This window comes from Buttiauxella sp. AC038 (assembly GCF_979253565.1).
In genome coordinates this window covers 3627298-3653431 of the sequence record NZ_CEEDCQ010000001.1, presented here as the reverse complement: position 1 = coordinate 3653431, position 26134 = coordinate 3627298, and the positions used below count along the sequence as shown (strand labels likewise).

21 protein-coding genes and 6 tRNA genes are annotated in these 26134 nt (G+C 48.9%); 7 read left to right on the top strand and 20 right to left on the bottom strand.

What is annotated here, in order from left to right:
• Positions 1–370: 370 nt before the first annotated feature.
• From lnt to miaB, 5 genes are all read right to left on the bottom strand, one after another.
• A complete protein-coding gene (lnt, locus tag AC0IXI_RS17430; protein ID WP_471682837.1) occupies positions 371–1912 on the bottom strand; it encodes an apolipoprotein N-acyltransferase in 1542 nt (513 codons plus the stop codon).
• Between the two features lie 7 nt (positions 1913–1919).
• Positions 1920–2798 (bottom strand): CNNM family magnesium/cobalt transport protein CorC, encoded by an 879-nt coding sequence (gene corC / locus AC0IXI_RS17425; protein WP_034494022.1) that lies wholly within the window; start codon positions 2796–2798, stop codon positions 1920–1922.
• A 100-nt stretch (positions 2799–2898) separates the two neighbouring features.
• The gene (gene ybeY / locus AC0IXI_RS17420) at positions 2899–3366 is read right to left on the bottom strand and encodes an rRNA maturation RNase YbeY (protein ID WP_413497979.1); all 468 of its coding nucleotides are present in this window, start codon (positions 3364–3366) and stop codon (positions 2899–2901) included.
• A complete protein-coding gene (locus AC0IXI_RS17415) occupies positions 3363–4424 on the bottom strand; it encodes a PhoH family protein (RefSeq protein WP_064517059.1) in 1062 nt (353 codons plus the stop codon). Before AC0IXI_RS17415 ends, ybeY begins: the two co-directional genes overlap by 4 nt.
• A gap of 191 nt (positions 4425–4615) precedes the next feature.
• The gene (gene miaB / locus AC0IXI_RS17410) at positions 4616–6043 is read right to left on the bottom strand and encodes a tRNA (N6-isopentenyl adenosine(37)-C2)-methylthiotransferase MiaB (protein ID WP_064517061.1); all 1428 of its coding nucleotides are present in this window, start codon (positions 6041–6043) and stop codon (positions 4616–4618) included.
• A 135-nt stretch (positions 6044–6178) separates the two neighbouring features.
• Between miaB and ubiF the strand changes: the two genes are divergently transcribed.
• On the top strand, positions 6179–7354 hold the full coding sequence (gene ubiF / locus AC0IXI_RS17405) for a 3-demethoxyubiquinol 3-hydroxylase (protein WP_471682836.1): 1176 nt from the start codon (positions 6179–6181) through the stop codon (positions 7352–7354).
• Positions 7355–7465: 111 nt separating this feature from the next.
• Here the strand turns inward: ubiF and AC0IXI_RS17400 are convergent.
• The 11 genes from AC0IXI_RS17400 to nagB form a co-directional block, all read right to left on the bottom strand.
• Positions 7466–7540: transfer RNA gene (locus AC0IXI_RS17400), tRNA-Gln, on the bottom strand.
• A 6-nt stretch (positions 7541–7546) separates the two neighbouring features.
• Positions 7547–7623: transfer RNA gene (locus AC0IXI_RS17395), tRNA-Met, on the bottom strand.
• 25 nt (positions 7624–7648) lie between these two features.
• A tRNA-Gln gene (locus AC0IXI_RS17390) sits at positions 7649–7723 on the bottom strand.
• A gap of 39 nt (positions 7724–7762) precedes the next feature.
• Positions 7763–7837 (bottom strand) — tRNA-Gln (locus AC0IXI_RS17385).
• A 19-nt stretch (positions 7838–7856) separates the two neighbouring features.
• Positions 7857–7941 (bottom strand) — tRNA-Leu (locus tag AC0IXI_RS17380).
• A 15-nt stretch (positions 7942–7956) separates the two neighbouring features.
• A tRNA-Met gene (locus AC0IXI_RS17375) sits at positions 7957–8033 on the bottom strand.
• Between the two features lie 250 nt (positions 8034–8283).
• Complete coding sequence (asnB, locus tag AC0IXI_RS17370; RefSeq protein ID WP_064517065.1) at positions 8284–9948, bottom strand: asparagine synthase B; 1665 nt, start codon at positions 9946–9948, stop codon at positions 8284–8286.
• A 277-nt stretch (positions 9949–10225) separates the two neighbouring features.
• Positions 10226–10978 carry an HAD-IIA family hydrolase gene (locus AC0IXI_RS17365; RefSeq protein WP_034456689.1) on the bottom strand — a complete coding sequence of 251 codons (753 nt, stop codon included), beginning with the start codon at positions 10976–10978 and terminating at the stop codon, positions 10226–10228.
• Positions 10979–11051: 73 nt separating this feature from the next.
• Positions 11052–12272 (bottom strand): DNA-binding transcriptional regulator NagC, encoded by a 1221-nt coding sequence (nagC, locus tag AC0IXI_RS17360; RefSeq protein ID WP_064517067.1) that lies wholly within the window; start codon positions 12270–12272, stop codon positions 11052–11054.
• 7 nt (positions 12273–12279) lie between these two features.
• Complete coding sequence (gene nagA, locus AC0IXI_RS17355) at positions 12280–13428, bottom strand: N-acetylglucosamine-6-phosphate deacetylase (RefSeq protein WP_134183760.1); 1149 nt, start codon at positions 13426–13428, stop codon at positions 12280–12282.
• 83 nt (positions 13429–13511) lie between these two features.
• Positions 13512–14312 (bottom strand): glucosamine-6-phosphate deaminase, encoded by an 801-nt coding sequence (gene nagB / locus AC0IXI_RS17350; RefSeq protein WP_064517071.1) that lies wholly within the window; start codon positions 14310–14312, stop codon positions 13512–13514.
• A gap of 333 nt (positions 14313–14645) precedes the next feature.
• Between nagB and nagE the strand changes: the two genes are divergently transcribed.
• The 4 genes from nagE (at position 14646) to chiQ (ending at position 20963) form a co-directional block, all read left to right on the top strand.
• Positions 14646–16667, top strand: coding sequence for an N-acetylglucosamine-specific PTS transporter subunit IIBC (gene nagE / locus AC0IXI_RS17345; protein WP_074392049.1), 2022 nt, complete (start codon positions 14646–14648; stop codon positions 16665–16667).
• A 378-nt stretch (positions 16668–17045) separates the two neighbouring features.
• The gene (glnS, locus tag AC0IXI_RS17340) at positions 17046–18713 is read left to right on the top strand and encodes a glutamine--tRNA ligase (protein ID WP_134183758.1); all 1668 of its coding nucleotides are present in this window, start codon (positions 17046–17048) and stop codon (positions 18711–18713) included.
• A gap of 472 nt (positions 18714–19185) precedes the next feature.
• Positions 19186–20583, top strand: a complete 1398-nt coding sequence (gene chiP, locus AC0IXI_RS17335) for a chitoporin ChiP (protein WP_134183755.1) — start codon at positions 19186–19188, stop codon at positions 20581–20583.
• 47 nt (positions 20584–20630) lie between these two features.
• The gene (gene chiQ, locus AC0IXI_RS17330; protein WP_134183753.1) at positions 20631–20963 is read left to right on the top strand and encodes a ChiQ/YbfN family lipoprotein; all 333 of its coding nucleotides are present in this window, start codon (positions 20631–20633) and stop codon (positions 20961–20963) included.
• A gap of 90 nt (positions 20964–21053) precedes the next feature.
• Here chiQ and fur read toward each other — a convergent pair whose 3' ends face one another.
• The 4 genes from fur to ybfF all read right to left on the bottom strand — a co-directional run bounded on the left by fur (position 21054) and on the right by ybfF (position 23726).
• Entirely contained in the window at positions 21054–21506 is a 453-nt protein-coding gene (gene fur / locus AC0IXI_RS17325; protein ID WP_034456677.1) for a ferric iron uptake transcriptional regulator, read from the bottom strand.
• A 344-nt stretch (positions 21507–21850) separates the two neighbouring features.
• Positions 21851–22381 carry a flavodoxin FldA gene (gene fldA / locus AC0IXI_RS17320; protein ID WP_064517084.1) on the bottom strand — a complete coding sequence of 177 codons (531 nt, stop codon included), beginning with the start codon at positions 22379–22381 and terminating at the stop codon, positions 21851–21853.
• Positions 22382–22532: 151 nt separating this feature from the next.
• Positions 22533–22814, bottom strand: coding sequence for a LexA regulated protein (gene ybfE / locus AC0IXI_RS17315; protein WP_064517087.1), 282 nt, complete (start codon positions 22812–22814; stop codon positions 22533–22535).
• Positions 22815–22949: 135 nt separating this feature from the next.
• Positions 22950–23726: an esterase gene (ybfF, locus tag AC0IXI_RS17310; protein WP_064517089.1), complete on the bottom strand. Its 777-nt coding sequence runs from the start codon at positions 23724–23726 to the stop codon at positions 22950–22952.
• A gap of 182 nt (positions 23727–23908) precedes the next feature.
• On the opposite strand from ybfF, the gene seqA reads away from it, so the two are divergent.
• Positions 23909–24457 (top strand): replication initiation negative regulator SeqA, encoded by a 549-nt coding sequence (gene seqA / locus AC0IXI_RS17305; RefSeq protein ID WP_134183749.1) that lies wholly within the window; start codon positions 23909–23911, stop codon positions 24455–24457.
• 25 nt (positions 24458–24482) lie between these two features.
• Positions 24483–26126, top strand: coding sequence for a phosphoglucomutase (alpha-D-glucose-1,6-bisphosphate-dependent) (gene pgm / locus AC0IXI_RS17300; protein ID WP_471682835.1), 1644 nt, complete (start codon positions 24483–24485; stop codon positions 26124–26126).
• Positions 26127–26134 lie beyond the last annotated feature (8 nt).

The following is a 26134-nucleotide window of genomic DNA, read 5'->3' as shown; positions in this document are numbered from 1 at the left end:
TGTGAGTGTTTTACCTGTCGTCCCTCGAGCCGCAGTGGCTGAATGCTGCCAGGTATATTTTTGTTGTTGTGTGTTATTGAATAAGCTTAATTCTTTGTCTTTTTGTTAACACTTAACCTAGCTTAATGTAAAGATTTTGCTATCCAGATGTTTATTTTTGCGAAGCGTGCCGCACCGTTTAGAGGCAAAAATCTTCCATTGCACTACTTTGGTGCTGGGTTTGTCATCGTTTGGTGCATCTCAATGCTTCATGCTGCTCACAGGGTAGTGATTCAGCATTTTGTATCTTTCTAGTGAGTAATATTTTGCAAAGGTTGTGCCAGAAATGAAAATGACCAGCATGAGCTGGCCATTTTTAGGTAATGCAGAATCAGGATTTGCGGCGTGTGCGCAGTGCCAACAGAACAGAGGCAAAGCCAAAGATGAGTGTTGCGCCCCACAGTGGCCAGTTGCCAAAGCGTGCATATGGCGTAATACCGCGCGTTGGCGTGACCTTCGCTTCCAGAACTTCGCGAGTAAACTGCGGGATCATTGCGTCGATATCACCGTTAGCATTAATCACGGCGGTAATACCATTGTTCGTGCTGCGCAGAAGCGGACGACCCAGCTCCAGTGAACGCATACGTGCCATCTGGAAATGCTGCCATGGGCCAATCGATTTGCCGAACCATGCATCATTTGAAATAGTCAGCAGGAAGTCAGTATCAGGGCGGAAGTTATCGCGCACCTGCTCTCCCAGGATAATTTCGTAGCAAATCGCAGGTGTCAGCTTAATACCATTGGACTCCAACTGCGGCTGTAAATATGGGCCGCGACTGAATGATGACATTGGCAAATCAAAGAACGGGGCCAGTGGGCGCAGAATCGATTCCAGCGGCACAAACTCGCCAAACGGCACCAGATGGTTTTTGTTGTAACGATCGGCGCTGTTATAGCTGTACTGGTTGCCTTCACCCAATGTGATGATGGTGTTGTATGTGTCGTAGCGGTTCTGCTTATTCAAACGCGCATCAACAATACCGGTAATGAGCGAGCTGTGCTTCGAGCGCAGCAGGTCGTCCATCATCGTCAGGAATTGCTGCTGGTTAATCTCAAGATCCGGGATTGCCGATTCAGGCCAGATAATCAGTTGGGATTTCCCCATCTGCGGCTGCGTTTTATCGAGATAGATCTTCAGAGTATTAAGCAGCTGGTTTTCATCCCATTTCAGGGATTGCGGGATATCACCCTGAACCATCGCGACATCAATCGTGCGTGCAGTTTGTGGCTGATACCACTGAATAGAACGCAATGGCCACGGCAGGAGCAGCAGGGCTGTGGCAATGACCGCAGGACGCCAGTTACGCTCGTGCAGTGCAAACACCAGAAGGCCGCTGATAATCATTAGCAGGAAGGTCACGCTTTCAACACCGAGAATCGGTGCGATGCCTTTTAGCGGGCCATCAATCTGGCTATAACCAAATTGCAGCCACGGGAAGCCAGTTAATACCCAGCCACGCAGGAATTCGGTGAGTTGCCACAGCATGGGTGCTGCGATAGCCACGCGCCACCAGGTGGTTTTGGGGCAAAGCTTGCTGAGGAAACCGCCAAACAAACCGGTGTACAGCGACAAGTAAGCCGCAAGCAGCACCACCAGGAAGATATTAACCGGGCCAGGCATTCCGCCAAACTGCGCGATGCTGACATAAACCCAGTTAATGCCCGAGCCAAATAGCCCCAGCCCCCAGAAGAAACCAATCCACGCACTTTGAATAGCGCGTCGATTTAGTGTCAGCCCTTGAAGCCCTGCCAGAGAAACAATCGCGGCAGGCCAAAAATCGTAAGGGGAGAAAGCCAGCGTTCCGCAGGCACCAAAAAGCAGCGCCAGCAGCAGACGCACACGCTGGCGTTGAAGGAGTAGGGCTATAGACATCTTTGAATTAATCTTCCAGTTTCGGTTGTGGCGAGTCGTCCGGAATTCTGACATGAACCTGAATAACACGGCGGCTATCTGCCATCGCGACTTTGAACTGATAACCATCAATTTCGATGGTTTCGCCACGGGCAGGCAAGTGGCCAAAGGCCTGCATTACCAATCCACCAATGGTATCCACTTCGTCATCGTTGAAATGGGTAGCAAAGGTGTCGTTAAAATCTTCGATTGAGGCCAGAGCGCGAACCGTCCAGGTGTGACGGCTTAACTGGCGGAAATCACCATCTTCTTCATCGTCATACTCATCTTCAATTTCCCCAACAATCAGTTCGAGAATATCTTCGATGGTGACAAGTCCGGATACACCGCCAAACTCATCAATCACTATCGCCATGTGGTAGCGCTGCTGACGAAACTCTTTGAGCATTCGGTCAACACGCTTACTTTCCGGCACAACAACTGCCTGACGTAACACTTTTTCCATGCTAAATGGCTCAGTATCGCTGCGCATAAACGGCAGCAGATCTTTAGCCATCAGAATCCCTTCGATATGATCTTTGTCTTCACTGATCACCGGGAAGCGGGAGTGTGCCGATTCGATGATCACATCGAGGCATTCGTCCAGCGTCTGGTTGTGTTTGAGCGTTACCATTTGAGAGCGAGGGATCATGATGTCGCGGACGCGTTGGTCGGCGATATCCATCACGCCTTCAAGCATGTCGCGGGTATCTTGATCGATCAGATCATTTTGCTCAGAATCACGGATGAGTGTCAGCAGATCGTCACGGTTTTTAGGCTCACCGTGGAATAGCTGGTTGAGAATCAGGGAAAAGAATCCCTTCTTACTGGCAGGTGTGTCACTGTTTTGGGAATTGTCGTCGCTCATGGCGTTAGGTTTGTGGCCCCTCGGTTAATTAATAGATAGCAGGCAGTTAATGGCTCGCTGCCTGCACCTGATGCGTTACGGTAATCATTTACCGTAGCGACTATTCTTTCTCGGCAATGTACGGATCAGCATACCCAAGAGCAAGCATTATCTCTGTTTCCAGGGATTCCATCTCTTCGGCTTCTCCATCTTCAATATGATCATAACCAAGCAGATGCAAACTGCCGTGGATGACCATATGTGCCCAGTGCGCATCCAGTGGTTTTTGTTGCTCTTTTGCTTCTTGTTCCACAACCTGACGGCAAATAATCAGGTCTCCCAACAGTGGCAGTTCAATACCTGGAGGGGCTTCAAACGGGAACGAAAGCACATTTGTGGATTTATCTTTCCCACGGTAAGTGAGGTTCAAATCGTGACTTTCTGCATCATCCACCAGGCGAATCGTGACTTCTGACTCTTCCTGAAATTGTGGGATGACCGCATCAAGCCATGCCTGAAATTGTTCTTCCGTCGGCAGGCCGTTTGCGTCTTCACACGCGACCTGCAAATCCAGTATAACCTGACTCATTTACTCTCCTGAGCGGCGGCATTAATAGCCATCGCTTCTCGCTTGCGCTCTGCTGCGAGTTCATCTTTACGAACCTGTTCCGCGTTTTCCCACGCTTCATAGGCATTCACAATACGTGCCACAACCGGGTGGCGGACAACGTCTTCACTATTAAGGAAGTTAAAGCTGATTTCATCGACTTCGGCCAGTACGTCGATTGCATGACGTAAGCCCGATTTCAGATTTTTTGGCAGGTCAATTTGCGTGACATCGCCGGTAATCACGGCTTTTGAGTTAAAGCCTATGCGCGTCAGGAACATTTTCATCTGTTCGATGGTGGTGTTCTGACTTTCATCCAGAATGATGAATGCATCGTTTAACGTGCGGCCACGCATATAGGCGAGTGGCGCGACTTCAATAACGTTGCGCTCTATCAGCTTCTCAACACGCTCAAAGCCGAGCATTTCAAACAGCGCGTCGTACAACGGGCGCAGGTAAGGGTCCACTTTCTGGCTTAAATCGCCTGGCAAGAAGCCGAGCTTTTCACCCGCTTCGACGGCCGGACGGGTCAGCAGAATGCGGCGGATATCCTGGCGTTCCAGTGCATCGACTGCTGCTGCAACCGCAAGATAAGTTTTACCGGTCCCTGCTGGGCCGACACCAAAGGTGATGTCGTGGTCGAGAATATTGGCGATGTACTGCGCCTGGTTTGGTGTACGTGGTTTGATGACGCCACGTTTGGTCTTGATGTTGACCGCTTTTCCGTACTCTGGAACGCTTTCGGCAGACTGTTCCAGCACGCGAATTTCTTTAATGGCGAGGTGGATTTGTTCCGGTGTTATATCCTGAATTTCACCACGCATCGGCGCAGTATCGACATACAGGTTACGCAGAATATCTGCGGCAGCATTGACCAGAATCGGGCGGCCCGTGAGCTTGAAGTGATAGTCACGACGATTGATTTCGATCCCCAGCCGACGTTCAAGCTGCTTGATGTTGTCATCAAATGGGCCACACAGGCTTAGCAGACGCGCATTGTCTGCGGGTTCTAGCGTAATTTCACGTGTTTCGATATTCAAACTTATCCTCGCAGGGCCAGTAGAATGTATTGCTGCATTAATGCAGGCCATAAAAATGATTATTTACGGCGTGGGCGGATGGCGCAAGCCTGCTTTTCGATATTTGGGTGGCTTGTTCAGAATGCAAGTGCAAACAATGAAAATGCCCATGGGGTCACGGCGTTAGCGAACCCACGGGCATTTAGGGGGGACTAAGGCTGATAGAACCCTACGCCTATCTCATTCTCTTTACGTGTGCGAGCAATTACTGACTCCGGAGACTCGGCAATACGCAGCCCCATCTCATCTTCGGTACGAACGACTTTACCGCGCAGTGAGTTGTTAGTGGCCACTTCAGTAATTTCGACATCGACAAATTTACCGACCATGTCCGGGGTGCCCGCAAAGTTGACGCCACGATTGTGTTCGGAACGTCCGGTCAGCTCCATAATGTTTCTGCGTGAGGTGCCTTCGACAAGGACACGCTGCGTGGTGCCAACCATCTTACGGCTAAATTCCATGGCCTGCTGGTTGATACGCTCTTGCAGAATATAGAGGCGCTGCAATTTCTCTTTTTCAGGCACGTCATCCACCATATCGGCGGCGGGTGTGCCTGGGCGGGAAGAGAAGACGAAGCTGTAGCTCACGTCAAAATTCACATCGCCAATGACCTTCATGGTTTGCTCGAAGTCCTGCTGGGTTTCACCAGGGAAGCCAACAATGAAATCAGAACTAATTTGAATGTCAGGACGTACGGCGCGCAGTTTGCGAATAATGGATTTGTATTCCAGCGCGGTATGGGTACGGCCCATCAGGTTGAGCACACGGTCTGAGCCACATTGAATCGGCAGGTGCAGGAAACTCACCAGCTCAGGCGTGTCGCGATAAACCTCGATGATATCGTCGGTGAATTCAATCGGGTGGCTGGTGGTGAAACGAATACGGTCAATACCGTCAATTGCAGCCACCAGGCGCAGCAGTTCAGCGAATGAACAGATACCGCCATCGAAAGTCGGCCCGCGGTAAGCATTCACGTTCTGGCCGAGCAGATTCACTTCACGCACGCCTTGCGCTGCGAGCTGTGCGATTTCAAACAGCACATCATCACACGGGCGGTTCACTTCCTCACCGCGGGTATAAGGCACCACGCAGTAAGTACAATACTTGTTACAGCCTTCCATAATAGAAACGAAAGCTGTCGGGCCATCGGCTTTTGGCTCTGGCAGACGGTCAAACTTTTCGATTTCCGGGAAGCTGACGTCAACGATTGGGCTACGGTTGCCACTCACTTTGTTGATCATTTCAGGCAGGCGATGCAGCGTTTGCGGCCCGAAAACAATATCAACATAGTGTGCACGGCTACGAATCAGCTTACCTTCCTGTGAAGCAACGCAGCCGCCAACGCCAATAATGATATTGGGATTTTTACGCTTTAAGAGTTTCCAGCGGCCAAGCAGATGGAACACTTTTTCCTGGGCTTTTTCACGGATCGAGCAGGTATTGAGTAGCAATACGTCCGCTTCTTTTGGGTTATCCGTAAGCGTATAGCCATGTGTGCTATTCAGCAGATCGGCCATCTTCGATGAATCGTATTCGTTCATCTGACAGCCCCAGGTTTTGATATGGAGTTTTTTTGTCATCGACTTGCCATTGCTCAGTTAAAGCCAGGAATTCAGGCGGCGTATTGTAATGCTTTGGCCTTGATGTGACCAGCCTACGAAACTGGCGTAAAAATCCGGTAGAATCAACATAGACAATTTAAGGACAAAATCATCATGTTGAATGAGTCAATTGATGTTGCGGTAGTGGGCGGGGGGATGGTCGGTGCGGCTGCAGCCCTTGGCCTCGCGCAAAATGGTTTTCAGGTCGCGGTGATTGAGCATCAGGCTCCGGCAGCTTTTGATGCCGCAAGCCCACCTGATGTACGCATCTCGGCCATCAGTAGCGCCTCAGTCGCGTTACTCAAATCCCTTGGTGTGTGGGATACCGTTCGGGCAATGCGTAGCCATGCGTATCGCCAGCTCGAAACCTGGGAGTGGGAAAGTGCGCACGTTAGCTTTAATGCGCAGGAGCTTGGGCTACCAGAACTCGGTTATATGGTGGAAAACCAGGTTTTACAACTCGCGCTATGGCAGGCGTTAGAAGCCCATCCAAATGTCAGATTGCTGTGTCCCGCGCGCATTGACAGCATGCACCAGCAGGCAGGGCGTTGGACGCTCCATTTTGCCGATGAGCAGACCTTAACGGTGCCGATGGTGATTGGTGCGGATGGAGCAAATTCGCAGGTACGACGTTGGGCAGGAATTGGTATTCATGCCTGGCAGTATCGTCAATCGTGCATGCTAATTACGGTTAAGTGCGAACAAACGCCGGGCGATAGCACCTGGCAGCATTTCACCCCGGCAGGGCCGCACGCGTTTTTACCCCTCTTTGATAACTGGGCTTCGCTGGTGTGGTACGACTCTCCGGCCCGTATTCGCCAGTTGCAGAATATGACAATGCCGCAGCTGCAAAAGGCGATTGAAGCGAATTTCCCGGAACGATTAGGTCAGGTAACACCTGTCGCCAGCGGTGCATTCCCACTGACTCGCCGCCATGCGTTGCAATACACCCAACAAGGGCTGGCACTGATCGGCGATGCGGCACATACCATCCACCCGTTAGCCGGGCAGGGCGTGAATCTTGGCTATCGTGATGTGGATGCGTTGCTGGATGTCATGCTTAAAGCACGTAGCTACGGTGAACACTGGGCAGATGCACGTATTTTGAAGCGCTACCAGACGCGCAGGCAGGCGGATAATTTCCTGATGCAAAGCGGTATGGATCTGTTCTACGCAGGTTTTAGCAATACTTTAGGGCCGTTGCGCGTGATCCGAAACTTAGGGCTGATGGCGGCAGAACGCGGAGGCGTGCTAAAACGGCAGGCGCTGAAGTATGCGTTAGGGTTATAAGTCGATAGTTTTTGTGGGTCGGATTAGCGTTAGCGACATCCGACTTATATTCTGACGAGATTATCCAAATGCAGAAAAGCAAAAAGCTCGCCGAAGCGAGCTTTTCATTTTTGGCTGGGGTACGAGGATTCGAACCTCGGAATGCTGGTATCAGAAACCAGAGCCTTACCGCTTGGCGATACCCCAAAAATATGGTGGCTACTACGGGAATCGAACCTGTGACCCCATCATTATGAGTGATGTGCTCTAACCAGCTGAGCTAAGTAGCCTAATTTTAAAACTTTATTCTTCGACTGGCTGGGGTACCTGGATTCGAACCAGGGAATGCCGGTATCAAAAACCGGTGCCTTACCGCTTGGCGATACCCCAACTGTGGGCGCACAAAACTAACGTGCTATGTCAAAAAATTGGCTGGGGTACCTGGATTCGAACCAGGGAATGCCGGTATCAAAAACCGGTGCCTTACCGCTTGGCGATACCCCAACTATGCAACGCTTTAAAATGGTGCGGGAGGCGAGACTTGAACTCGCACACCTTGCGGCGCCAGAACCTAAATCTGGTGCGTCTACCAATTTCGCCACTCCCGCGCTAAAAAAGAATAATGGTGGCTACTACGGGAATCGAACCTGTGACCCCATCATTATGAGTGATGTGCTCTAACCAGCTGAGCTAAGTAGCCTTCTTTTTTCTGCGTAACCTTATCGGCGTTGCGGGGCGCATTATGCGTAGTTGGCCTTCTAGCGTCAACAATTTTTTCCCGAAAATTGGCGTAAATTGTCTGTTTGATTAGCTTACGAACAGCTTGATGCAATATTCGTCAAAAATCGGTTATTTCGTGGTTATATGTGAGGGAAAAGCCCAGATAAGAGGTGAGGTATATTGCAGAAACAAAAACGGACCCGTAGGCCCGTGTGTTTCATTTTGCTCAATTATTTGTAAGCGGACTGGTGAACGCCTACTGCACGGCCTGATGGATCATTCATTGTTTTGAATGCTTCATCCCATTCGATGGCCTTAGCTGAAGAACAGGCAACAGACGGGCCGCCTGGAACGCACTGCGCAGCGCTTGGCAGTGGGAATAACTCTTCAAAGATTTCACGATACAAATAAGCTTCTTTAGAGCCTGGTGTGTTGTACGGGAAGCGATAGCTTGCGGTTTCCAACTGTTGGTCGGTGACCTGGCCCGCCGCAACTTCTTTCAGCGTGTCTATCCAGCTGTAACCTACCCCATCAGAGAATTGCTCTTTCTGACGCCATGCAACGCTTGCTGGCAGGTAAGATTCAAAACATTCACGCAGGATATGTTTTTCCATCTTGCCGTTGCCGCACATTTTGTCTTTCGGGTTGATGCGCATCGCTACATCAAGGAATTTCTTGTCCAGGAACGGTACGCGAGCTTCAACGCCCCAGGCTGACATTGCTTTGTTAGCGCGGGCACAGTCAAACATATGCAGAGCTTGCAGCTTACGAACGGTCTCTTCATGCAGCTCTTTATCGTTTGGCGCTTTATGGAAGTACAGGTAGCCGCCAAACACTTCATCAGAACCTTCACCAGACAGGACCATCTTGATGCCCATTGCTTTGATTTTGCGTGACATCAAATACATTGGGGTAGAGGCACGAATGGTTGTCACATCGTAAGTTTCAATGTGATAGATAACATCGCGAATCGCATCCAGGCCTTCTTGCACGGTGAAATGAATTTCGTGGTGCACAGTACCTAAGTGGTTTGCCACTTCTTGCGCTGCTATCAGGTCAGGAGAACCGACCAGGCCAACCGCAAAGGAGTGCAGTTGTGGCCACCAGGCTTCTGAACGCTCTTCATCTTCTACGCGTCGTGCAGCAAATTTCTTAGTAATTGCTGAAATAACAGATGAATCCAGACCACCGGACAGCAACACGCCGTATGGTACGTCAGACATCAGGTGGCTTTTTACGGAATCTTCCAGCGCCTGACGCAATTCGTCTTTGTCAGTCACGTTATCTTTTACTGCATCATATTCGAACCAGTCACGCTGGTAGTAACTGCGGATTTCACCGTCTTTACTCCACAGATAACTGCCTGCCGGGAACTCTTTAATAGTGCGGCAAACAGGAACCAGCGCTTTCATTTCGGAAGCAACGTACATGTTGCCGTGTTCGTCATAACCCATATACAAAGGGATGATACCGATATGGTCACGGCCAATCAGGTAGGCGTCTTGTTTTTCGTCATACAGAATGAAGGCAAACATACCTTGCAGATCGTCAAGGAATTCAGGGCCTTTTTCCTGGTAAAGCGCGAGGATAACTTCACAGTCAGAGCCTGTCTGGAATTCGTAACGGTCGCCATATTCTGCACGCAGAGCCTGATGGTTGTAGATTTCGCCGTTCACAGCCAGAGCGTGAGTTTTTTCTTTGTTGTATAGCGGCTGGGCGCCAGCGTTAACGTCAACAATGGAGAGACGTTCATGGGAAAGAATGGCTTTATCGTTAGCGTAAACACCAGACCAGTCTGGGCCGCGATGGCGCATCAGGCGAGATAACTCGAGTGCTTTCTTACGCAATTCGACCGCATCGGTCTTGATATCCAGAACACCAAAAATTGAACACATAGAACTCTCTCCGTAATGCTTCTTTGAGCCATTAAATAGTTATGCTGCATCGCATGACTATGAAAATGCGCAATCATTGATGTGAAAGCAAGTCCTTTAGCCCTGGAGGGATAAATAGTTCAATGGTGATTATTGATTACTGAAAAATGATGAGAAAATGAGCGGAATAATTAGCGGATCAGCAATTATTGGTGAAATCGCCAGGCTGGCATTCAGTGAAAGATAAAATGATTGTTGAATCGATAAAACGCCCGGCAAAAACCGGGCGAATCAAGAATTAGATAATATCGACTTCAGCGACTGACGGGTAAATCCAGGAAGGGCGGAACGGCATAGCATCAATGTCGTTTAGCGTCGAAACACCCGACAGTACCAGAATGGTTTCTAAACCAGCCTGGAAGCCTGCGAGGATATCAGTACGCAAGTTATCGCCAACAATAACGGTATGCTCTGAATGCGCCTGCATCTTGTTAAGTGCTGCGCGGATAATCCACGGGCTTGGTTTTCCAACACAGAATGGTTTGCGGCCAGAAATTTTCTCGATACCCGCGCAAAGCGCACCACAGGCTGGATAGTAACCACGGCCATGTGTATCTGGGTTAGTCGCAATAAAGCGCGCACCGTTTGCTACGAAGTAGGCGGCCTTATGCATCATTTCCCAGTTATAAGAACGGGTTTCACCGACAATTACAAAGTCAGGGTTGATATCGGTGATAGTAAAGCCTGCTTTATACAGCTCATGAATCAATGCGCCTTCACCAACAACGTACGCTTTTTTTCCTTCCTGACGGCGCAGGAAATCCGCGGTTGCCATTGCGGAGGTATAAAAGACGCTGTCCGGCACATCAATACCCGCGGATGCAAAACGGTTCGCGAGATCCTGACCTGTCTGCGACGGGTAGTTAGTCAGCAGAACCAGCGGCATACCCTTTTCCATGATGCGGGCTAAGAATTCATTAGCACCCGGTACGGCGACGTTATCGTGCATCAGCACGCCGTCAATATCACAAATTACATTCTGAATGGTCATTAACAGCTCATGCTCACATTTCTGGAGGGCGTAAAGAAGGCGTAACTATAGCGTAAAAAAGCGTGTGACTGGATTAACTTTCCAGCAAACGTTGAAGCAGAACGCCATTCAGCATCGAACGTTTTACCAAAGCAAAGGCACCAATGGCTGAACGGTCATCGAGTTTTGAGCACACGACGGGTAGGTTCTTACGGAATGCTTTCAATACCTGAGTATTGATGCAGGCTTCGATAGCGGGGAGAAGCACTTTTTCGGCTTCGATGATTTCCCCAGCAATGACCACTTTTTGCGGATTAAACAGATTAATCGCGATGGAAATGGCTTTGCCTAAGTGGCGACCAACATGTTCAATCACTTCGCAGGCCAAGGAATCGCCCTTGTTCGCAGCTTTACAAATCGCGGTAATATCGCAGTCTTCAAGTGTCAGGCGGCTGTTATAACCTTGCTCAAGTAAATGGCGCACACGGTGTTCAATAGCAGCATTGGCGGCGATAGTTTCCAGGCAGCCAAAGTTCCCGCAGTGGCAGCGCTCGCCTAATGGGTCAACCTGAATATGGCCAATTTCACCAACGTTGCCGTTGCGGCCAATAAAAATACGTCCATTAGACAAAATCCCCGCACCTGTACCACGGTGGACTCGCACCAAAATGGAGTCATCGCAATCGTGCGTTGCACCAAAGTAGTGCTCGGCAAGAGCCAGGCTACGGATATCGTGACCCACATAACAGGTCACTTTGAACTGTTTTTCCAGGCTATCGACTAACGACCAGTTATTCACCTGGATATGCGGCATGTAACGAATCACACCGCTTTCAGGATCGACCAGGCCTGGCAGGATTACGGAAATCGCAATCAGCTCACGCATTTTACGTGTGTTTTGTTCGATAAATTGGGCAATAGCGTTTAGCAGTGCATGCTCGAGCGTTTCCTGAGTTCGTTCAGGAAGAGAATAATGCTCTTCGGCAATCGGTTTAGCGCTAAGGTCAAATAGCGTGATGGTTGCATCGTGGCGGCCAAGACGTACGCCAATAGCATGGAAATTGCGGGTTTCTGTGATAATTGAGATAGCGCGGCGGCCCCCGGTGGAAGCCTGTTGATCAACTTCTTTGATCAGTCCGCGCTCAATTAACTGGCGAGTAATTTTCGTGACGCTGGCAGGTGCTAGCTGGCTCTGTTCGGCAATCTGAATGCGAGAGATTGGCCCATGTTGGTCAATCAGGCGATATACCGCCGCGCTATTCAGTTGTTTTACCAGATCGACATTACCAATTTGAGCCTGTCCGCCAGTCGTCATGCCTTAATTACTCAGTTACGACCTCGTTACCATTAACAAAGGTCTTGGTGATTTTAAAATCGCGGGTAAAGGTCGTCAGGTTGGCGACTTTCCCTGCTTCAATAGTACCTAATTGCTGCTCTACACCCATTGCACGGGCAGGGTAGAGGGTGGCCATACGTAAGACTTCGTCTAATGCGATGCCCGCATGCTCAACCAGGTTACACACCCCTTCAATCATCGTCAGGGCTGAACCGCTCAGCGTACCGTTCTCATCTACGCATAAACCATCACGGTAGTATATTGTTTTTCCTGCGAAAATGAACTCATCGATATTTGCGCCTGCCGGAGCAGTTGCATCAGTCACCAGGCACAGCTTATCGCCCTTGACCTTTTTCGCAGTACGAATATTGGCATAGTCCACATGTAAACCATCGGCAATGATACCGCAGTAAACATCTGGCTCATCAAAAATTGCCCCAGCAAGACCCGGTTCGCGGCCAGTAATATACGGCATTGCGTTGAAAAGGTGGGTTGCGAAGGTGATGCCTGCACGGAAGCCGACTTTAGCTTCTTTTACAGTGGCATTGGAATGCCCGGCTGAAACGATAATGCCGGAAGCAACCAGTTTACTAATCACCTCAGGCCCAACCATTTCTGGTGCCAAAGTGACTTTAGTGATCACATCTGCGTTTTGGCACAGGAAATCAACTAGTTCTGCATCAGGTTTACGTACGAAGCTTGGATTGTGCGTTCCTTTTTTCACCATGTTTAACCATGGGCCTTCAAGATGCAGACCGAGAGCCTGGTGCTGATATTTCGCCAGGTATTCGCGCATCACTTTCACGCCTTGCTTCATCAGCTCATCGCTGCTGGTGATCAGTGTCGGTAAGTAGCTGGTACAGCCAGAACGCTCGTTGGCTTTCTGCATGATTTCCAGCGTTTCAACGGTAACCGCATCTGCGGAATCGTTGAACTGAACGCCACCACAACCATTAAGCTGCACATCAATAAAACCGGGGGCGATGATTGCACCGCCCACATCGCGAGTCTCAATACCCGCAGGGAGATCTGAGCGCGGGCAAACGCGTTCAATCAGGCCGTTCGCGATAATAACCGCGTGATCATCAAGAATTTCATGGCCGGTATAAATTCGACCGTGAGTTAATGCAAACATAGGTACCCCCGGTTATACCCTTCATACTTCAAGTTGCAGGGATGTTGGCTGCAACTCGAATTATTTAGGGTATAAGTTAGTATTTAAAGATCTTTGATGTTTTCTGCTTCTAATTCGTTGAAGTACTTCAGCGTCTTAACTTTGAGTTCCATGGTGGATGGCTCATCACACACGACGACTGCTTTAGGGTGCAGTTGCAGACAGCTAATAGTCCACATGTGATTCACGTTGCCTTCCACTGCTGCTTGCAGAGCTTGCGCTTTCAGATGACCAATTACCAAAATCATCACTTCTTCTGCATCAAGCAGAGTGCCCACGCCCACAGTCAGCGCAAATTTTGGAACCTGAGTAACATCGCCATCAAAGAAACGGGAGTTTGCAACACGGGTGTCATGAGTCAGCGTTTTGATACGAGTACGTGAAGCCAGAGAAGAAGCCGGTTCGTTGAACGCGATGTGACCATCGTTGCCCACGCCACCCATAAACAGGTGAATTTTACCGTATGAACGAATTTTTTCTTCATAACGACGGCACTCTGCGTCAACATCATCAGCATTGCCATTCAGCAGGTTGATATTTTCCGCTGGAATATCAACATGATCAAAGAAATTGCGGTGCATGAACGTATGATAGCTTTCTGGATGCTCTTTTGGCAGACCAACGTACTCATCCATATTAAAGGTGACGACGTTTTTAAAGCTAACCTGGCCCGCTTTGTGCATCTCTACCAGCGCTTTATATGCTTCAAGTGGAGTACCACCGGTTGGCAGGCCGAGCACGAAAGGACGATCTGCTGTCGGATTAAACGCATTGATACGCTTAACGATATGGCGTGCTGCCCATTTGCCAACTTGAGCTGGGGTAGCCAGGGGAATCAGTCTCATCATTCACCTCATAAGTTAATAGAAAGTAGCTTTAGCCAGATTGTTATCCGAACCCTCTAAGGGTAAACCAGTTTAGAACCAGTTATTACGGGATCAATCCGTCTTGATTTTTCGGATGATAAAATAAGTTTTAGTCGATAGCTAGCCAAAGGGGAGTGGAATAACAATATTTGGTGATTTTAATCACAAAAAAAGGGTGTTTAATTTGCGATACGAATTAATTTTTCACACACTCTGAAAGTTGGCGAATCTTCGTCATGCTTTCAAGGTTTGTTACACAATAATAAAACTGCTTTGAACGAGCCTTAACGGGGTCTCATAGGGGGAATTAACGTGAGTATTCTAGGTTATATGCAAAAGGTTGGCCGTGCGCTGATGGTGCCGGTAGCCACGCTACCAGCCGCAGCCATTTTAATGGGTGTTGGTTACTGGATTGACCCGGTTAGCTGGGGTGGTGATAGCGCATTAGCTGCGTTGTTCATCAAATCTGGTGCTGCAATCATTGACCACATGGGAGTGCTGTTTGCCATTGGTGTGGCTTACGGTATGTCCAAAGATAAAGATGGTGCTGCTGCACTAACCGGTTTTGTCGGTTTCCTGGTTTTGACGACTCTCTGTTCGCCAGCCGCTGTTTCCATGATCAAACACATTCCGTTGGATCAGGTTCCATTGGCGTTCACTAAAATTGAAAACCAATTTGTGGGCATCATGGTGGGGATTATCTCCGCAGAGTTGTACAACCGTTTCAGCAGCGTCGAGTTGCCGAAAGCGTTGTCCTTCTTCAGCGGTCGTCGCCTGGTTCCAATTCTTACCTCATTTGTGATGATTGCTGTTGCCTTCATCATGATGTTTATCTGGCCAATCGTTTTCAGCGGCCTGGTGAACTTTGGTGAGCACATCCAGAAAATGGGTTCAATTGGCGCAGGTGTTTATGCGTTCTTTAACCGTCTTCTGATTCCAGTTGGCCTGCATCACGCTTTGAACTCCGTGTTCTGGTTTGATGTTGCAGGTATTAACGATATTCCTAAATTCCTTGGCGGTGCTAAATCTATCGCTGAAGGTACTGGTATCGTTGGTATTACTGGTCGCTATCAGGCTGGCTTCTTCCCAATCATGATGTTTGGCCTTCCAGGTGCTGCATTGGCAATTTACCACTGCGCGCGTCCTGAAAATAAAGCCAAAGTATTGGGTATCATGATGGCGGGTGCGTTTGCTGCCTTCTTTACTGGTATCACCGAACCGTTAGAATTCTCCTTCATGTTCGTGGCTCCAGTTCTGTATCTGATTCACGCAGTGCTGACCGGTATCTCTGTATTTATCGCAGCAAGCATGCATTGGATTGCTGGTTTCGGCTTCAGTGCTGGTCTGGTGGATATGGTGCTTTCTACCCGTAACCCACTGGCGACACATTGGTACATGCTGATTCCGCAAGGCATCGTGTTCTTCGTGATTTACTACGTTGTGTTCCGTTTCACTATCCTCAAATTCAATCTGTTGACTCCAGGTCGTGAACTGGCTGTTGCAGGTGATGAAACTGATGGTCAGGACGTGAATGTCAGCGGCAATACCAATCAAGATGTTAATGAGTTGGCTCGTCAGTACATCGCAGCGGTAGGTGGTTCAGCTAACCTGACTGGTATTGATGCATGTATCACTCGTCTGCGTCTGAACGTGAAAGACTCTTCATTGGTTAATGAAGCGTTGGCGAAACGTCTGGGTGCAACCGGTGTTATCCGTCTGAACAAAACCAGCGTGCAAATTATTGTTGGCTTTGTAGCTGAGAAAATCGCCAACTCTATGAAGACTGTAGGTGAAGTTGCTGCTGCTCCTGTGAGTACAGCTGCCGCGGCGCCAGTGGCTGCTGCTAAACCACAAGCAGTTCCAAATGCTGTAACCATCGCTGCTCTGGTTTCACCAGTGACAGGTGATGTGGTTGCGCTGGATCAGGTTCCTGATGAAGCCTTCGCCAGCAAAGCTGTTGGTGATGGTGTTGCTGTTAAGCCAACTGGAAAAACAGTTGTCGCTCCAGCTGCCGGTACTATCGTAAAAATCTTTAATACCAACCATGCGTTCTGCCTGGAAACCGAGAAAGGTGCAGAAATCGTTGTCCATATGGGCATTGATACTGTTGCACTGAACGGCCAGGGCTTTACTCGTTTGGTAGAAGAGGGTGCTGAAGTGGTTGCTGGCCAGCCGATTCTGGAAATGGATCTTGATTTCCTGAATGCTAATGCCCGCTCCATGATTAGCCCAGTAGTTTGTAGCAACATCGACGACTACAGTGGTCTGGTACTCCAGGCACAAGGTTCTGTTGTTGCGGGGCAAACACCTCTGTACGAAATTAAAGGCAAATAATCGCTCCTGAGTTATGTACCCAAAATAATGCGAGTTGCATCGCGGCGGCAAGAGAACGAGTCCCGATGAGCTTAGTGTACTAAGTTGATTACTCGGCCCATCCGTGGGCCTCACCCCTTCGGGGTGCTACTCACAGCGTTCAAATCTGCTCCTGGCAGATTTGTCGGGTGAGTGAACGTAGCCAACAAAGATGCAACTTGAAGTATGAAGGGTAAGATTGTGCCTTTAGCGGCTGGAGAGTCTTTTCTCCAGCCGCTTTTTTATGCCCTCCCGTCCGTCCTCCCCGATACCCTTATTTATGCAACTAAAGGTTGTTTCCGACGCTTGCTTATAAGATCATGTGTCGATAACTAAAGTTTTTGCACAGAGGAACCCGCGATGAGTGAGGCAGAAGCCCGCCCAACTAACTTTATTCGCCAGATTATTGATGAAGATTTGGCCAATGGTAAGCACGACAGTATTTGCACCCGTTTTCCGCCAGAGCCAAATGGTTATCTGCATATCGGTCATGCAAAATCCATCTGCCTGAACTTTGGTATCGCGCAAGATTATCAAGGCCAGTGCAACCTGCGTTTCGATGACACCAACCCAGTAAAAGAAGACATCGAATTCGTAGACTCAATTAAGCACGACGTTGAATGGCTTGGTTTTCATTGGTCTGGCAACGTGCGTTATTCTTCAGATTATTTCGATCAGTTGTTCAACTATGCGGTTGAGCTGATCAATAAAGGTCTGGCGTATGTTGACGAACTGACTCCGGAGCAGATTCGTGAATATCGCGGCTCATTGACTTCGCCTGGGAAAAACAGCCCATATCGCGACCGTACGGTTGAAGAGAACCTCGCGCTGTTCGAGAAGATGCGTAACGGTGAGTTCGCTGAAGGGACTGCGTGCCTGCGTGCGAAAATCGATATGGCTTCGCCATTTATCGTGATGCGTGATCCGGTGATTTATCGTATTAAATTTGCCGAACACCACCAGACTGGTAATAAGTGGTGCATCTACCCAATGTACGACTTCACCCACTGCATTTCCGATGCGCTGGAAGGCATTACACACTCGCTTTGTACGCTGGAATTCCAGGACAACCGTCGTTTGTACGACTGGGTGTTGGATAACATCACAATTCCTGCGCATCCGCGTCAGTACGAGTTCTCTCGCCTGAATCTCGAGTACGCCATCATGTCTAAGCGTAAGCTTAACCTGCTGGTGACTGAGAAGGTTGTAGAGGGTTGGGATGACCCACGTATGCCGACCATCTCTGGTCTGCGTCGTCGTGGTTATACCGCCGCTTCTATTCGCGAGTTCTGTAAGCGCATTGGTGTGACTAAGCAAGACAACACCGTTGAAATGGCATCTCTGGAATCTTGTATTCGTGATGACCTGAATGAGAACGCACCACGCGCTATGGCTGTTCTCGACCCGGTTAAAGTTATCATCGAAAACTTCCCTCAGGGTGAAGTTGAAATGGTAACGATGCCTAACCATCCTAACAAACCAGAGATGGGTAGCCGTCAGGTGCCGTTTAGCCGTGAGATCTATATCGATCGTGCTGACTTCCGTGAAGAAGCCAACAAGCAATATAAGCGTCTGGTGTTGGGCAAAGAAGTACGCCTGCGTAATGCATATGTGATTAAAGCCGATCGCGTTGAGAAAGATGATGCAGGGAATATCACCACGCTGCATTGCTCCTACGATCCGGACACATTAAGCAAAGACCCAGCTGATGGCCGTAAAGTTAAAGGTGTGATTCATTGGGTGAGTGCAGAACATGCATTGCCTGTTGAGATTCGCCTTTATGACCGCCTTTTCAGTGTTGCAAACCCAGGGGCTGCAGAAGATTTCCTTGCAACGATTAACCCGGAATCACTGGTTATCAAACAAGGCTTCGTCGAACCAAGTCTGCAAAATGCCGAAAAAGGCAAAGCGTATCAGTTCGAGCGCGAAGGTTATTTTTGCCTGGACAGCCGTTATGCAACTGCCGAAAAACTGGTATTTAACCGTACCGTTGGCTTGCGTGATACTTGGGCGAAAATGGGCGAATAGTCCCTTTTTACTAGGTCAATATCTGACAAAAACGCCGCAAATTGCGGCGTTTTTTTTCGCTTTATAATCATTTGCTTAAATATATCTTCACATTCGCGTTGCGAATTAATGTTATTTACACTTCTTCCTCTCTACTTTTTATGGTCAACCTCGGAACATTAAAAATTCTTATTTTAATTATGTGAGCGCTCTCATATGGAGTTTTGTATTTTATAAATAGTAATTATCAAGATAAAACTCTTGTGTCGTTATTTGTTACAAATGCTCATAAATTATGTGCTCTCTGTCATAATATCGGAATGAACTCTTACAAAGTCATTGATAATTCGCGTCGCGAAAAATAGTCTTAAGGGCAGCAGTAATGCGGGCAAATATTCATAACCGCTTTAGCCGTTAGGCATTTTTACTTTTTTTCGCCATAAGGCGTCTTTTAACGTCCGGCGATTATTGATACGTCAAAGAGGAATAATATATGCGTACGTTTAGTGGCAAACGTAGTGCACTGGCGCTTGCAATTGCAGGTGTCACGGCTCTTTCAGGACTTGTAGTCATCCCTCAGGCAAGCGCAGCAGGCTTTGTTGATGACTCGACTCTGACCGGTGGTGTTTATTACTGGCAGCGTGAGCGTGACCGTAAAGATGTTACGACTGATAAATATGAAACTAACCTTGCGCATTCCACCTGGAACGCCAACCTGGACTTCCAGTCTGGTTTCGCCGCTGACATGTTCGGTCTGGATATTGCGGCCTTTACTGCTATCGAAATGGCAGAAAATGGTAACAGCGGTCACCCGAACGAAATCGCATTCTCCTCTGTAAACAAAGCTTACGACGAAGATTACTCAGGTGATAAGAGCGGTATTAGCCTCTATAAAGCCGCAGCTAAATTCAAATACGGCCCGGTTTGGGCACGTGGCGGTTACATTCAGCCAACCGGGCAAACCTTGCTCGCACCACACTGGAGCTTCATGCCTGGTACTTACCAGGGCGCTGAAGCCGGTGCAAACTTTGATTACGGCGATTCTGGTGCGCTGAGCTTCTCCTACATGTGGACCAACGAGTACAAAGCTCCATGGCACCTGGAAATGGACAAGTTCTATCAGAACGACAAAAAAACCAAAGTTGAATATTTACACTCTCTTGGCGCGAAGTATGACTTCAAAAATGATTTCATTCTCGAAGCGGCATTTGGGCAGGCTGAAGGCTACGTTGATCAGTATTTCACCAAAGCAAGCTATAAGTTTGATATCGCGGGCAGCCCGTTAACAACCAGCTACCAGTTCTACGGTACGCGTGACAAAGTTTCAGATGGCAGCGTTAACGATCTGTACGACGGCACTGCATGGTTGCAGGCATTGACTCTCGGATACAGAGTGGGTCAGGTTGATTTGCGTCTTGAAGGAACTATTGTTAAGGCCGATGGCCAGCAAGGTTACTTCCTGCAGCGTATGACCCCAACTTATGCATCTTCAAACGGTCGTCTTGATGTGTGGTGGGATAACCGCTCTGACTTCAACGCCAACGGTGAAAAAGCAGTATTTGCAGGCGCGATGTATGACCTGAGCAATTGGAACCTGGCAGGTTGGGCAGTGGGTGCTTCTTATGTGTACGCATGGGATGCTAAACCAAGCTCTAAACCAACCACTGACGGTTACTACGATGCTGATAATCGCCTGAAAGAATCTGCGTACAGCCTTGATGCGTTGTACACCGTTCAGGATGGTCGTGCGAAAGGCACGCTGTTCAAACTGCACTTCACTCAGTACGACAACCATTCAGACATCCCAAGCTGGGGCGGTGGTTACGGCAACATCTTCCAGGATGAGCGCGACGTGAAATTCATCGTCATCGCACCGTTCACCATCTTCTGATTCGAATCCGGGCGTGAAAACGCCCGGTTTTCTTAAGGATATCAAACATGAAAAAAATCGTTCTGACTGTGGTGATGGCGTTAGGTTTAAGTGCGTGTGCGCAGCAACAACCTAAAACGGCTCCGGAAGACACAAAACTAAAACAAGCGTATAGCGCCTGTATTAACACCGCAGAAGGCAATCCGGATAAAATTCAGGCCTGCCAAAGCGTATTGAATGTGTTGGCTCAGGATAAGGAACACCAGGAGTTTGCGAAGAAAGAAACGGTTCGTACCCTGGATTACCAGAACTGCATTCAGGCAACACGTACCGGTAATGACCAGGCCGTGAAAGCAAAATGCGATAAAATCTGGCAAGAGATCCGCGCCAACAATAAGTAATCGCTGTATTCAGGCAATAAAAAAACCGATGAGCTTCCTCACCGGTTTTTTTATTGCCTGACACCCAACTCTGGGTGCCGGAGGTGCAGATTACTTTTCGCTGATTTCGTGTGCGTTTTCGTCGGTACGGCAATCACCTTCAGCACAATGACCATAAAGGTACAGGCTGTGGTTAGTCAGACGAATACCATGACGTGATGCGATTTCACGCTGACGGGCTTCGATTGAATCATCGCTGAATTCAATTACTTTGCCGCAGTCCAGGCAAATCAGGTGGTCATGGTGATGCTGCTGTGTCAGTTCGAATACGGATTTGCCGCCTTCGAAGTTATGGCGCGTCACAATGCCTGCATCATCAAACTGGTTTAGTACACGATAAACGGTGGCGAGACCAATCTCTTCGCCCATATCAATCAGACGTTTATATAAGTCTTCCGCACTGACGTGGTGGTTCACCGGCCCCTGCAGCACTTCAAGGATTTTTAATCGAGGAAGCGTGACTTTCAGGCCGGCCTTCTTTAATGCGGTATTATTGTCAGTCATGCGGAAATTGTCCTGTTGCTTAACGATTCGCTCGGAGTCAGGGTGAGCGTTAAGATGAATGCGTCTCATTATAGAACTGCCCCTTCTAAATGGGAACCGCAAGTATTATGCATAACCAAGTTAAAAAATTGCGGTTGAGTCGCGATTTGATGGCCTTGATAGCTATTTGTCAGGAGTTCATTGTACAGGGACAAGCTGAAAAGTTAAAAATTTGTAGCAATTATTTTAATCGGAAATAACTATCAATGTGGCGAAACCCAATAGTCTCGCCACATTGATGCCCATCGCCCTTGAATATGCAGGTTTATTGCCAGCCTGCATCTTAAAGTAGCCAGGGTTTAGAATCAGGCGTTGATGATATCAGCCAGGTTGAGCTCATCAGAAACTTGTTTAACCCATTTCTGAACGCGTTCAGCAGTCAGTTCTGGTTGACGGTCTTCGTCAATCGCCAGGCCAACAAAGTGGTCATCGTCTGCAAGACCTTTAGATGCTTCGAAATGGTAACCCGCAGTCGGCCAGTGACCGACGATAGCTGCACCGCGCGGCTCAATGATGTCGCGGATAGTGCCTAATGCGTCACAGAAGTATTCTGCGTAGTCTTCCTGGTCACCGCAACCAAACAACGCTACCAGTTTGCCATTGAAATCAACTTCTTCCAGAGTTGGGAAGAAATCGTCCCAATCACACTGGGCTTCGCCGTAGTACCAGGTTGGAATGCCGAGAAGCAGAATGTCGAAGCCTTCCAGGTCTTCTTTGCTGCTCTTAGCAATGTCATGCACCTCAGCAACATCTTTACCGAGCTGTTTTTGAATCATTTTCGCGATATTTTCGGTGTTACCAGTGTCGCTGCCGAAAAAAATGCCTACGATTGCCATGAGTAAAATAACCTCTTGATACTTAATGGTATGGTGGCTGCTATTTGGCCACAGATAGGGCAATCATAGCAGAACACTTCGTGGTGCGGAAACTGCTATCGCCCCGGTGTGCACAGACTGCAAAATCGCATACCAGGACATAGCACTAAAACTAACTGAGATGTTGCTTCAGTTGTTCGAGAAGTATCTCTTCAATCAATTCACTACGACTGATATTGCGCGCTTCAGCCAGCTGATTGAGAGCATCTACCGCATCGTTATTGAGCTTTAGCTCCACTCGCTTCAGGCCGCGTACTTTATCGCGCTTGAGTTGGTTGCGTTTGTTGATACGCAATTGCTCATCACGCGTTAGCGGATTGGTTTTTGGTCGCCCCGGGCGACGCTCGTCCGCGAACAGATCTAATGTAGTACGGTCCGTTTGTTCTTTTGCCATGATTAGACTACTGACAGGGAATTCAGGTGGCACGGAGCGGGGTGCTCTGGCGCAATTTAGCGCGCAATCATACATCAGCATGGCTTGCGCGCCAACGCGTTAGCCACATCTTGCGGCCAGTCGGTTTGTTTTTAATCAGTTTGCCGCTGTTGTGTCGATAAAACGATGGATTGCGCGCAAAACAGCATCAGGTTTTTCTGCGTGAACCCAGTGTCCGGCACCTGCAACCACATGAGCACGCGCCTGAGGGAACTGTGAAAGCAACTGGCTACGATGCGATTCATTGACATAAGGAGATGCGCCGCCGCGAATAAATAGCGAGGGTTCATTCCATGCAGGAATGTTTTCCCAGCCGACAATATTCTCATATTGCTCCCACAGCACCGGCACGTTGAATTTCCATTCGCCATCGGCAAAGGATTTTAGCAAGAACTGAATAACACCTTCTTCATCAAGATGCTCGCGCATCACGGTCGCGGCCTGCTGCCGTGTTTTAACGCAAGCGGCGCTGACGGCATTTATTGCAGTGAAAATTTCATCGTGGCGGCGCACCTGATAATCCACCGGTGCAATATCAATCAGTACTAATTTGTCGATACGCTCTGGGGCAATCGCCGTCAAAGCCATCGCCACTTTGCCACCCATTGAATGGCCAATAATAATGGCTTTCTCAAAGTCATATTCATCGAGCGTTTCGACGACATCCTGCGCCATAGCAGGGTAGTTCATCTCAGAGCTTTGTGGTGATAAACCGTGGTTGCGCAGATCGATTTGCAGCAACGTATGATCCTGCCCAAGGTCACGGGCCAGCACGCCCAGGTTATCAAGGCTACCAAAAAGACCGTGAATAAGGACGATGGGGGAATTACTAGTCGATTGTTGCGCAGTTTGCAGGCGAGCATTCAATTTCATGGCAAAGTTCTTTTTTTACTTCGTGCGGTTAGGGTATCATAACGGCATCCTGCCGCACTGCCGCAAATTTCCAGTTTAGTCTGACTTTGTGGTGTGACAAAAGCTTGGCTCTACCCGAGGTTGGGATTTGTCCTTATAATCCCAATTACTTGCATTCAGAAAAGATATCGCACTGGATTAAGATGAAAACAATTGAAGTTGATGACGAGCTCTATCGCTATATTGCCAGCCACACGCAGCACATTGGTGAAAGCGCGTCCGATATTTTACGGCGCATGTTGAAATTTACCGCCGGCCAAACCCCAGCTACACCTGCAATTACCGGCCAGACAGGCGCAACTGCTGCACCTGCTCCGGAAGCCAAACCCGTAAATAAAGCACGCGATCGCGTTCGTGCGGTTCGTGAATTATTGCTGTCCGATGAATATGCGGAGCAAAAGAAAGCGGTTAACCGTTTCATGATGGTGCTTTCAACTCTGTATACACTTGATGCTCAAGCTTTTGGTGAAGCGACTGAATCGCTGCATGGTCGTACACGTGTCTATTTTGCAGGTAATGAACAGACGTTGCTGCAAAATGGAAACCAGACCAAACCTAAGCATGTTCCAGGAACGCCATACTGGGTTATTACTAACACCAATACTGGCCGTAAATGCAGCATGGTCGAACACATCATGCAATCAATGCAGTTCCCGGCGGAATTGATTGAAAAGGTTTGCGGCACAATTTAACACCTCGCGTCAGAAGGAAAGGCCAATGGCTAACCACCCTCGTGCAGGACAACCGGCACAACAGAGCGATTTGATTAACGTAGCCCAACTGACGGCTCAGTATTATGTACTGAAGCCCGAAGTGGGGAATAGCGAACATGCGGTGAAGTTCGGAACATCCGGTCACCGTGGTAGTGCGGCACGTCAAAACTTTAACGAGCCTCACATTCTCGCAATTGCTCAGGCGATTGCAGAAGATCGTGCAAAAAATGGCATTACCGGGCCGTGCTATGTGGGTAAAGATACCCACGCGCTGTCTGAACCTGCGTTTATCTCCGTACTGGAAGTGCTGGCTGCGAACGGTGTGGATGTTATTGTGCAGCAGGCGAACGGCTACACGCCAACGCCAGCTATCTCTCACGCCATTCTGATGCATAACAAAAAGGGTGGCGCGCAGGCTGATGGCATCGTTATTACGCCTTCGCACAACCCACCGGATGACGGTGGTATCAAATACAATCCACCTAACGGTGGCCCGGCTGATACCAACGTCACCAAAGTCGTAGAAGATCGCGCTAATGCATTGCTGGCCACAGATCTGAAAGACGTGAAACGTATCTCTCTTGATCAGGCGTGGAAAAGTGGCCACGTACAAGAGCAAGATCTAGTGCAGCCGTTTATTGAAGGGCTGGTGGATATCGTAGATATGGCCGCCATCCAGAAAGCAGGCCTGAAACTGGGTGTTGATCCACTCGGTGGTTCCGGTATCGAATACTGGCAGCGTATCGCGAAGCACTACAATCTGGATCTGACGATTGTTAACGATCACGTTGATCAGACCTTCCGCTTTATGCACCTCGACAAAGATGGCGCGATCCGTATGGATTGCTCGTCCGAATGTGCGATGGGAGGCCTGTTAGCGCTGCGCGATAAATTCGACCTGGCTTTCGCCAATGACCCGGATTACGACCGCCACGGTATCGTCACGCCAGCTGGCCTGATGAACCCGAACCATTACCTGGCTGTTGCGATTAACTACCTGTTCCAGCATCGCCCACAGTGGGGCAAAGATGTTGCCGTGGGTAAAACACTGGTTTCTTCTGCAATGATTGACCGTGTAGTGAACGATTTGGGGCGTAAACTGATAGAAGTACCGGTTGGTTTCAAATGGTTTGTCGATGGTCTGTTCGATGGCAGCTTTGGTTTTGGTGGCGAAGAGAGTGCTGGGGCATCGTTCCTGCGTTTCGACGGCACACCGTGGTCTACCGATAAAGACGGCATCATCATGTGCCTGCTGGCGGCAGAAATCACTGCCGTTACCGGTAAGAACCCGCAGCAGCATTACGACGAACTGGCTGCTCGCTTCGGTGCGCCAAGCTATAACCGTCTGCAAGCCTCTGCCACTTCTGCGCAGAAAGCGGCACTTTCTAAACTTTCCCCGGAAATGGTTAGCGCAAGTACCCTGGCGGGTGATCCAATCACCGCACGCTTAACTGCGGCTCCGGGTAACGGCGCCTCCATCGGCGGTCTGAAAGTCATGACTGAAAACGGTTGGTTTGCTGCACGTCCTTCCGGTACGGAAGATGCGTACAAAATCTATTGTGAAAGTTTCTTAGGTGCAGAGCATCGCCTGCAAATTGAGAAAGAAGCGGTAGAGATTGTCAGCGAAGTGCTGAAAAACGCGAAGTAAGATGTGAA

Coding starts and splice junctions, on each gene's coding strand:
- lnt (WP_471682837.1), bottom strand. CDS start 1,912: ATGTCTATAGCCCTACTCCTTCAACGCCAGCGTGTGCGTCTGCTGCTG.
- corC (WP_034494022.1), bottom strand. CDS start 2,798: ATGAGCGACGACAATTCCCAAAACAGTGACACACCTGCCAGTAAGAAG.
- ybeY (WP_413497979.1), bottom strand. CDS start 3,366: ATGAGTCAGGTTATACTGGATTTGCAGGTCGCGTGTGAAGACGCAAAC.
- miaB (WP_064517061.1), bottom strand. CDS start 6,043: ATGACAAAAAAACTCCATATCAAAACCTGGGGCTGTCAGATGAACGAA.
- ubiF (WP_471682836.1), top strand. CDS start 6,179: ATGTTGAATGAGTCAATTGATGTTGCGGTAGTGGGCGGGGGGATGGTC.
- asnB (WP_064517065.1), bottom strand. CDS start 9,948: ATGTGTTCAATTTTTGGTGTTCTGGATATCAAGACCGATGCGGTCGAA.
- AC0IXI_RS17365 (WP_034456689.1), bottom strand. CDS start 10,978: ATGACCATTCAGAATGTAATTTGTGATATTGACGGCGTGCTGATGCAC.
- nagC (WP_064517067.1), bottom strand. CDS start 12,272: ATGACGACTGGCGGACAGGCTCAAATTGGTAATGTCGATCTGGTAAAA.
- nagA (WP_134183760.1), bottom strand. CDS start 13,428: ATGTTTGCATTAACTCACGGTCGAATTTATACCGGCCATGAAATTCTT.
- nagB (WP_064517071.1), bottom strand. CDS start 14,312: ATGAGACTGATTCCCCTGGCTACCCCAGCTCAAGTTGGCAAATGGGCA.
- glnS (WP_134183758.1), top strand. CDS start 17,046: ATGAGTGAGGCAGAAGCCCGCCCAACTAACTTTATTCGCCAGATTATT.
- chiP (WP_134183755.1), top strand. CDS start 19,186: ATGCGTACGTTTAGTGGCAAACGTAGTGCACTGGCGCTTGCAATTGCA.
- chiQ (WP_134183753.1), top strand. CDS start 20,631: ATGAAAAAAATCGTTCTGACTGTGGTGATGGCGTTAGGTTTAAGTGCG.
- fur (WP_034456677.1), bottom strand. CDS start 21,506: ATGACTGACAATAATACCGCATTAAAGAAGGCCGGCCTGAAAGTCACG.
- fldA (WP_064517084.1), bottom strand. CDS start 22,381: ATGGCAATCGTAGGCATTTTTTTCGGCAGCGACACTGGTAACACCGAA.
- ybfE (WP_064517087.1), bottom strand. CDS start 22,814: ATGGCAAAAGAACAAACGGACCGTACTACATTAGATCTGTTCGCGGAC.
- ybfF (WP_064517089.1), bottom strand. CDS start 23,726: ATGAAATTGAATGCTCGCCTGCAAACTGCGCAACAATCGACTAGTAAT.
- seqA (WP_134183749.1), top strand. CDS start 23,909: ATGAAAACAATTGAAGTTGATGACGAGCTCTATCGCTATATTGCCAGC.
- pgm (WP_471682835.1), top strand. CDS start 24,483: ATGGCTAACCACCCTCGTGCAGGACAACCGGCACAACAGAGCGATTTG.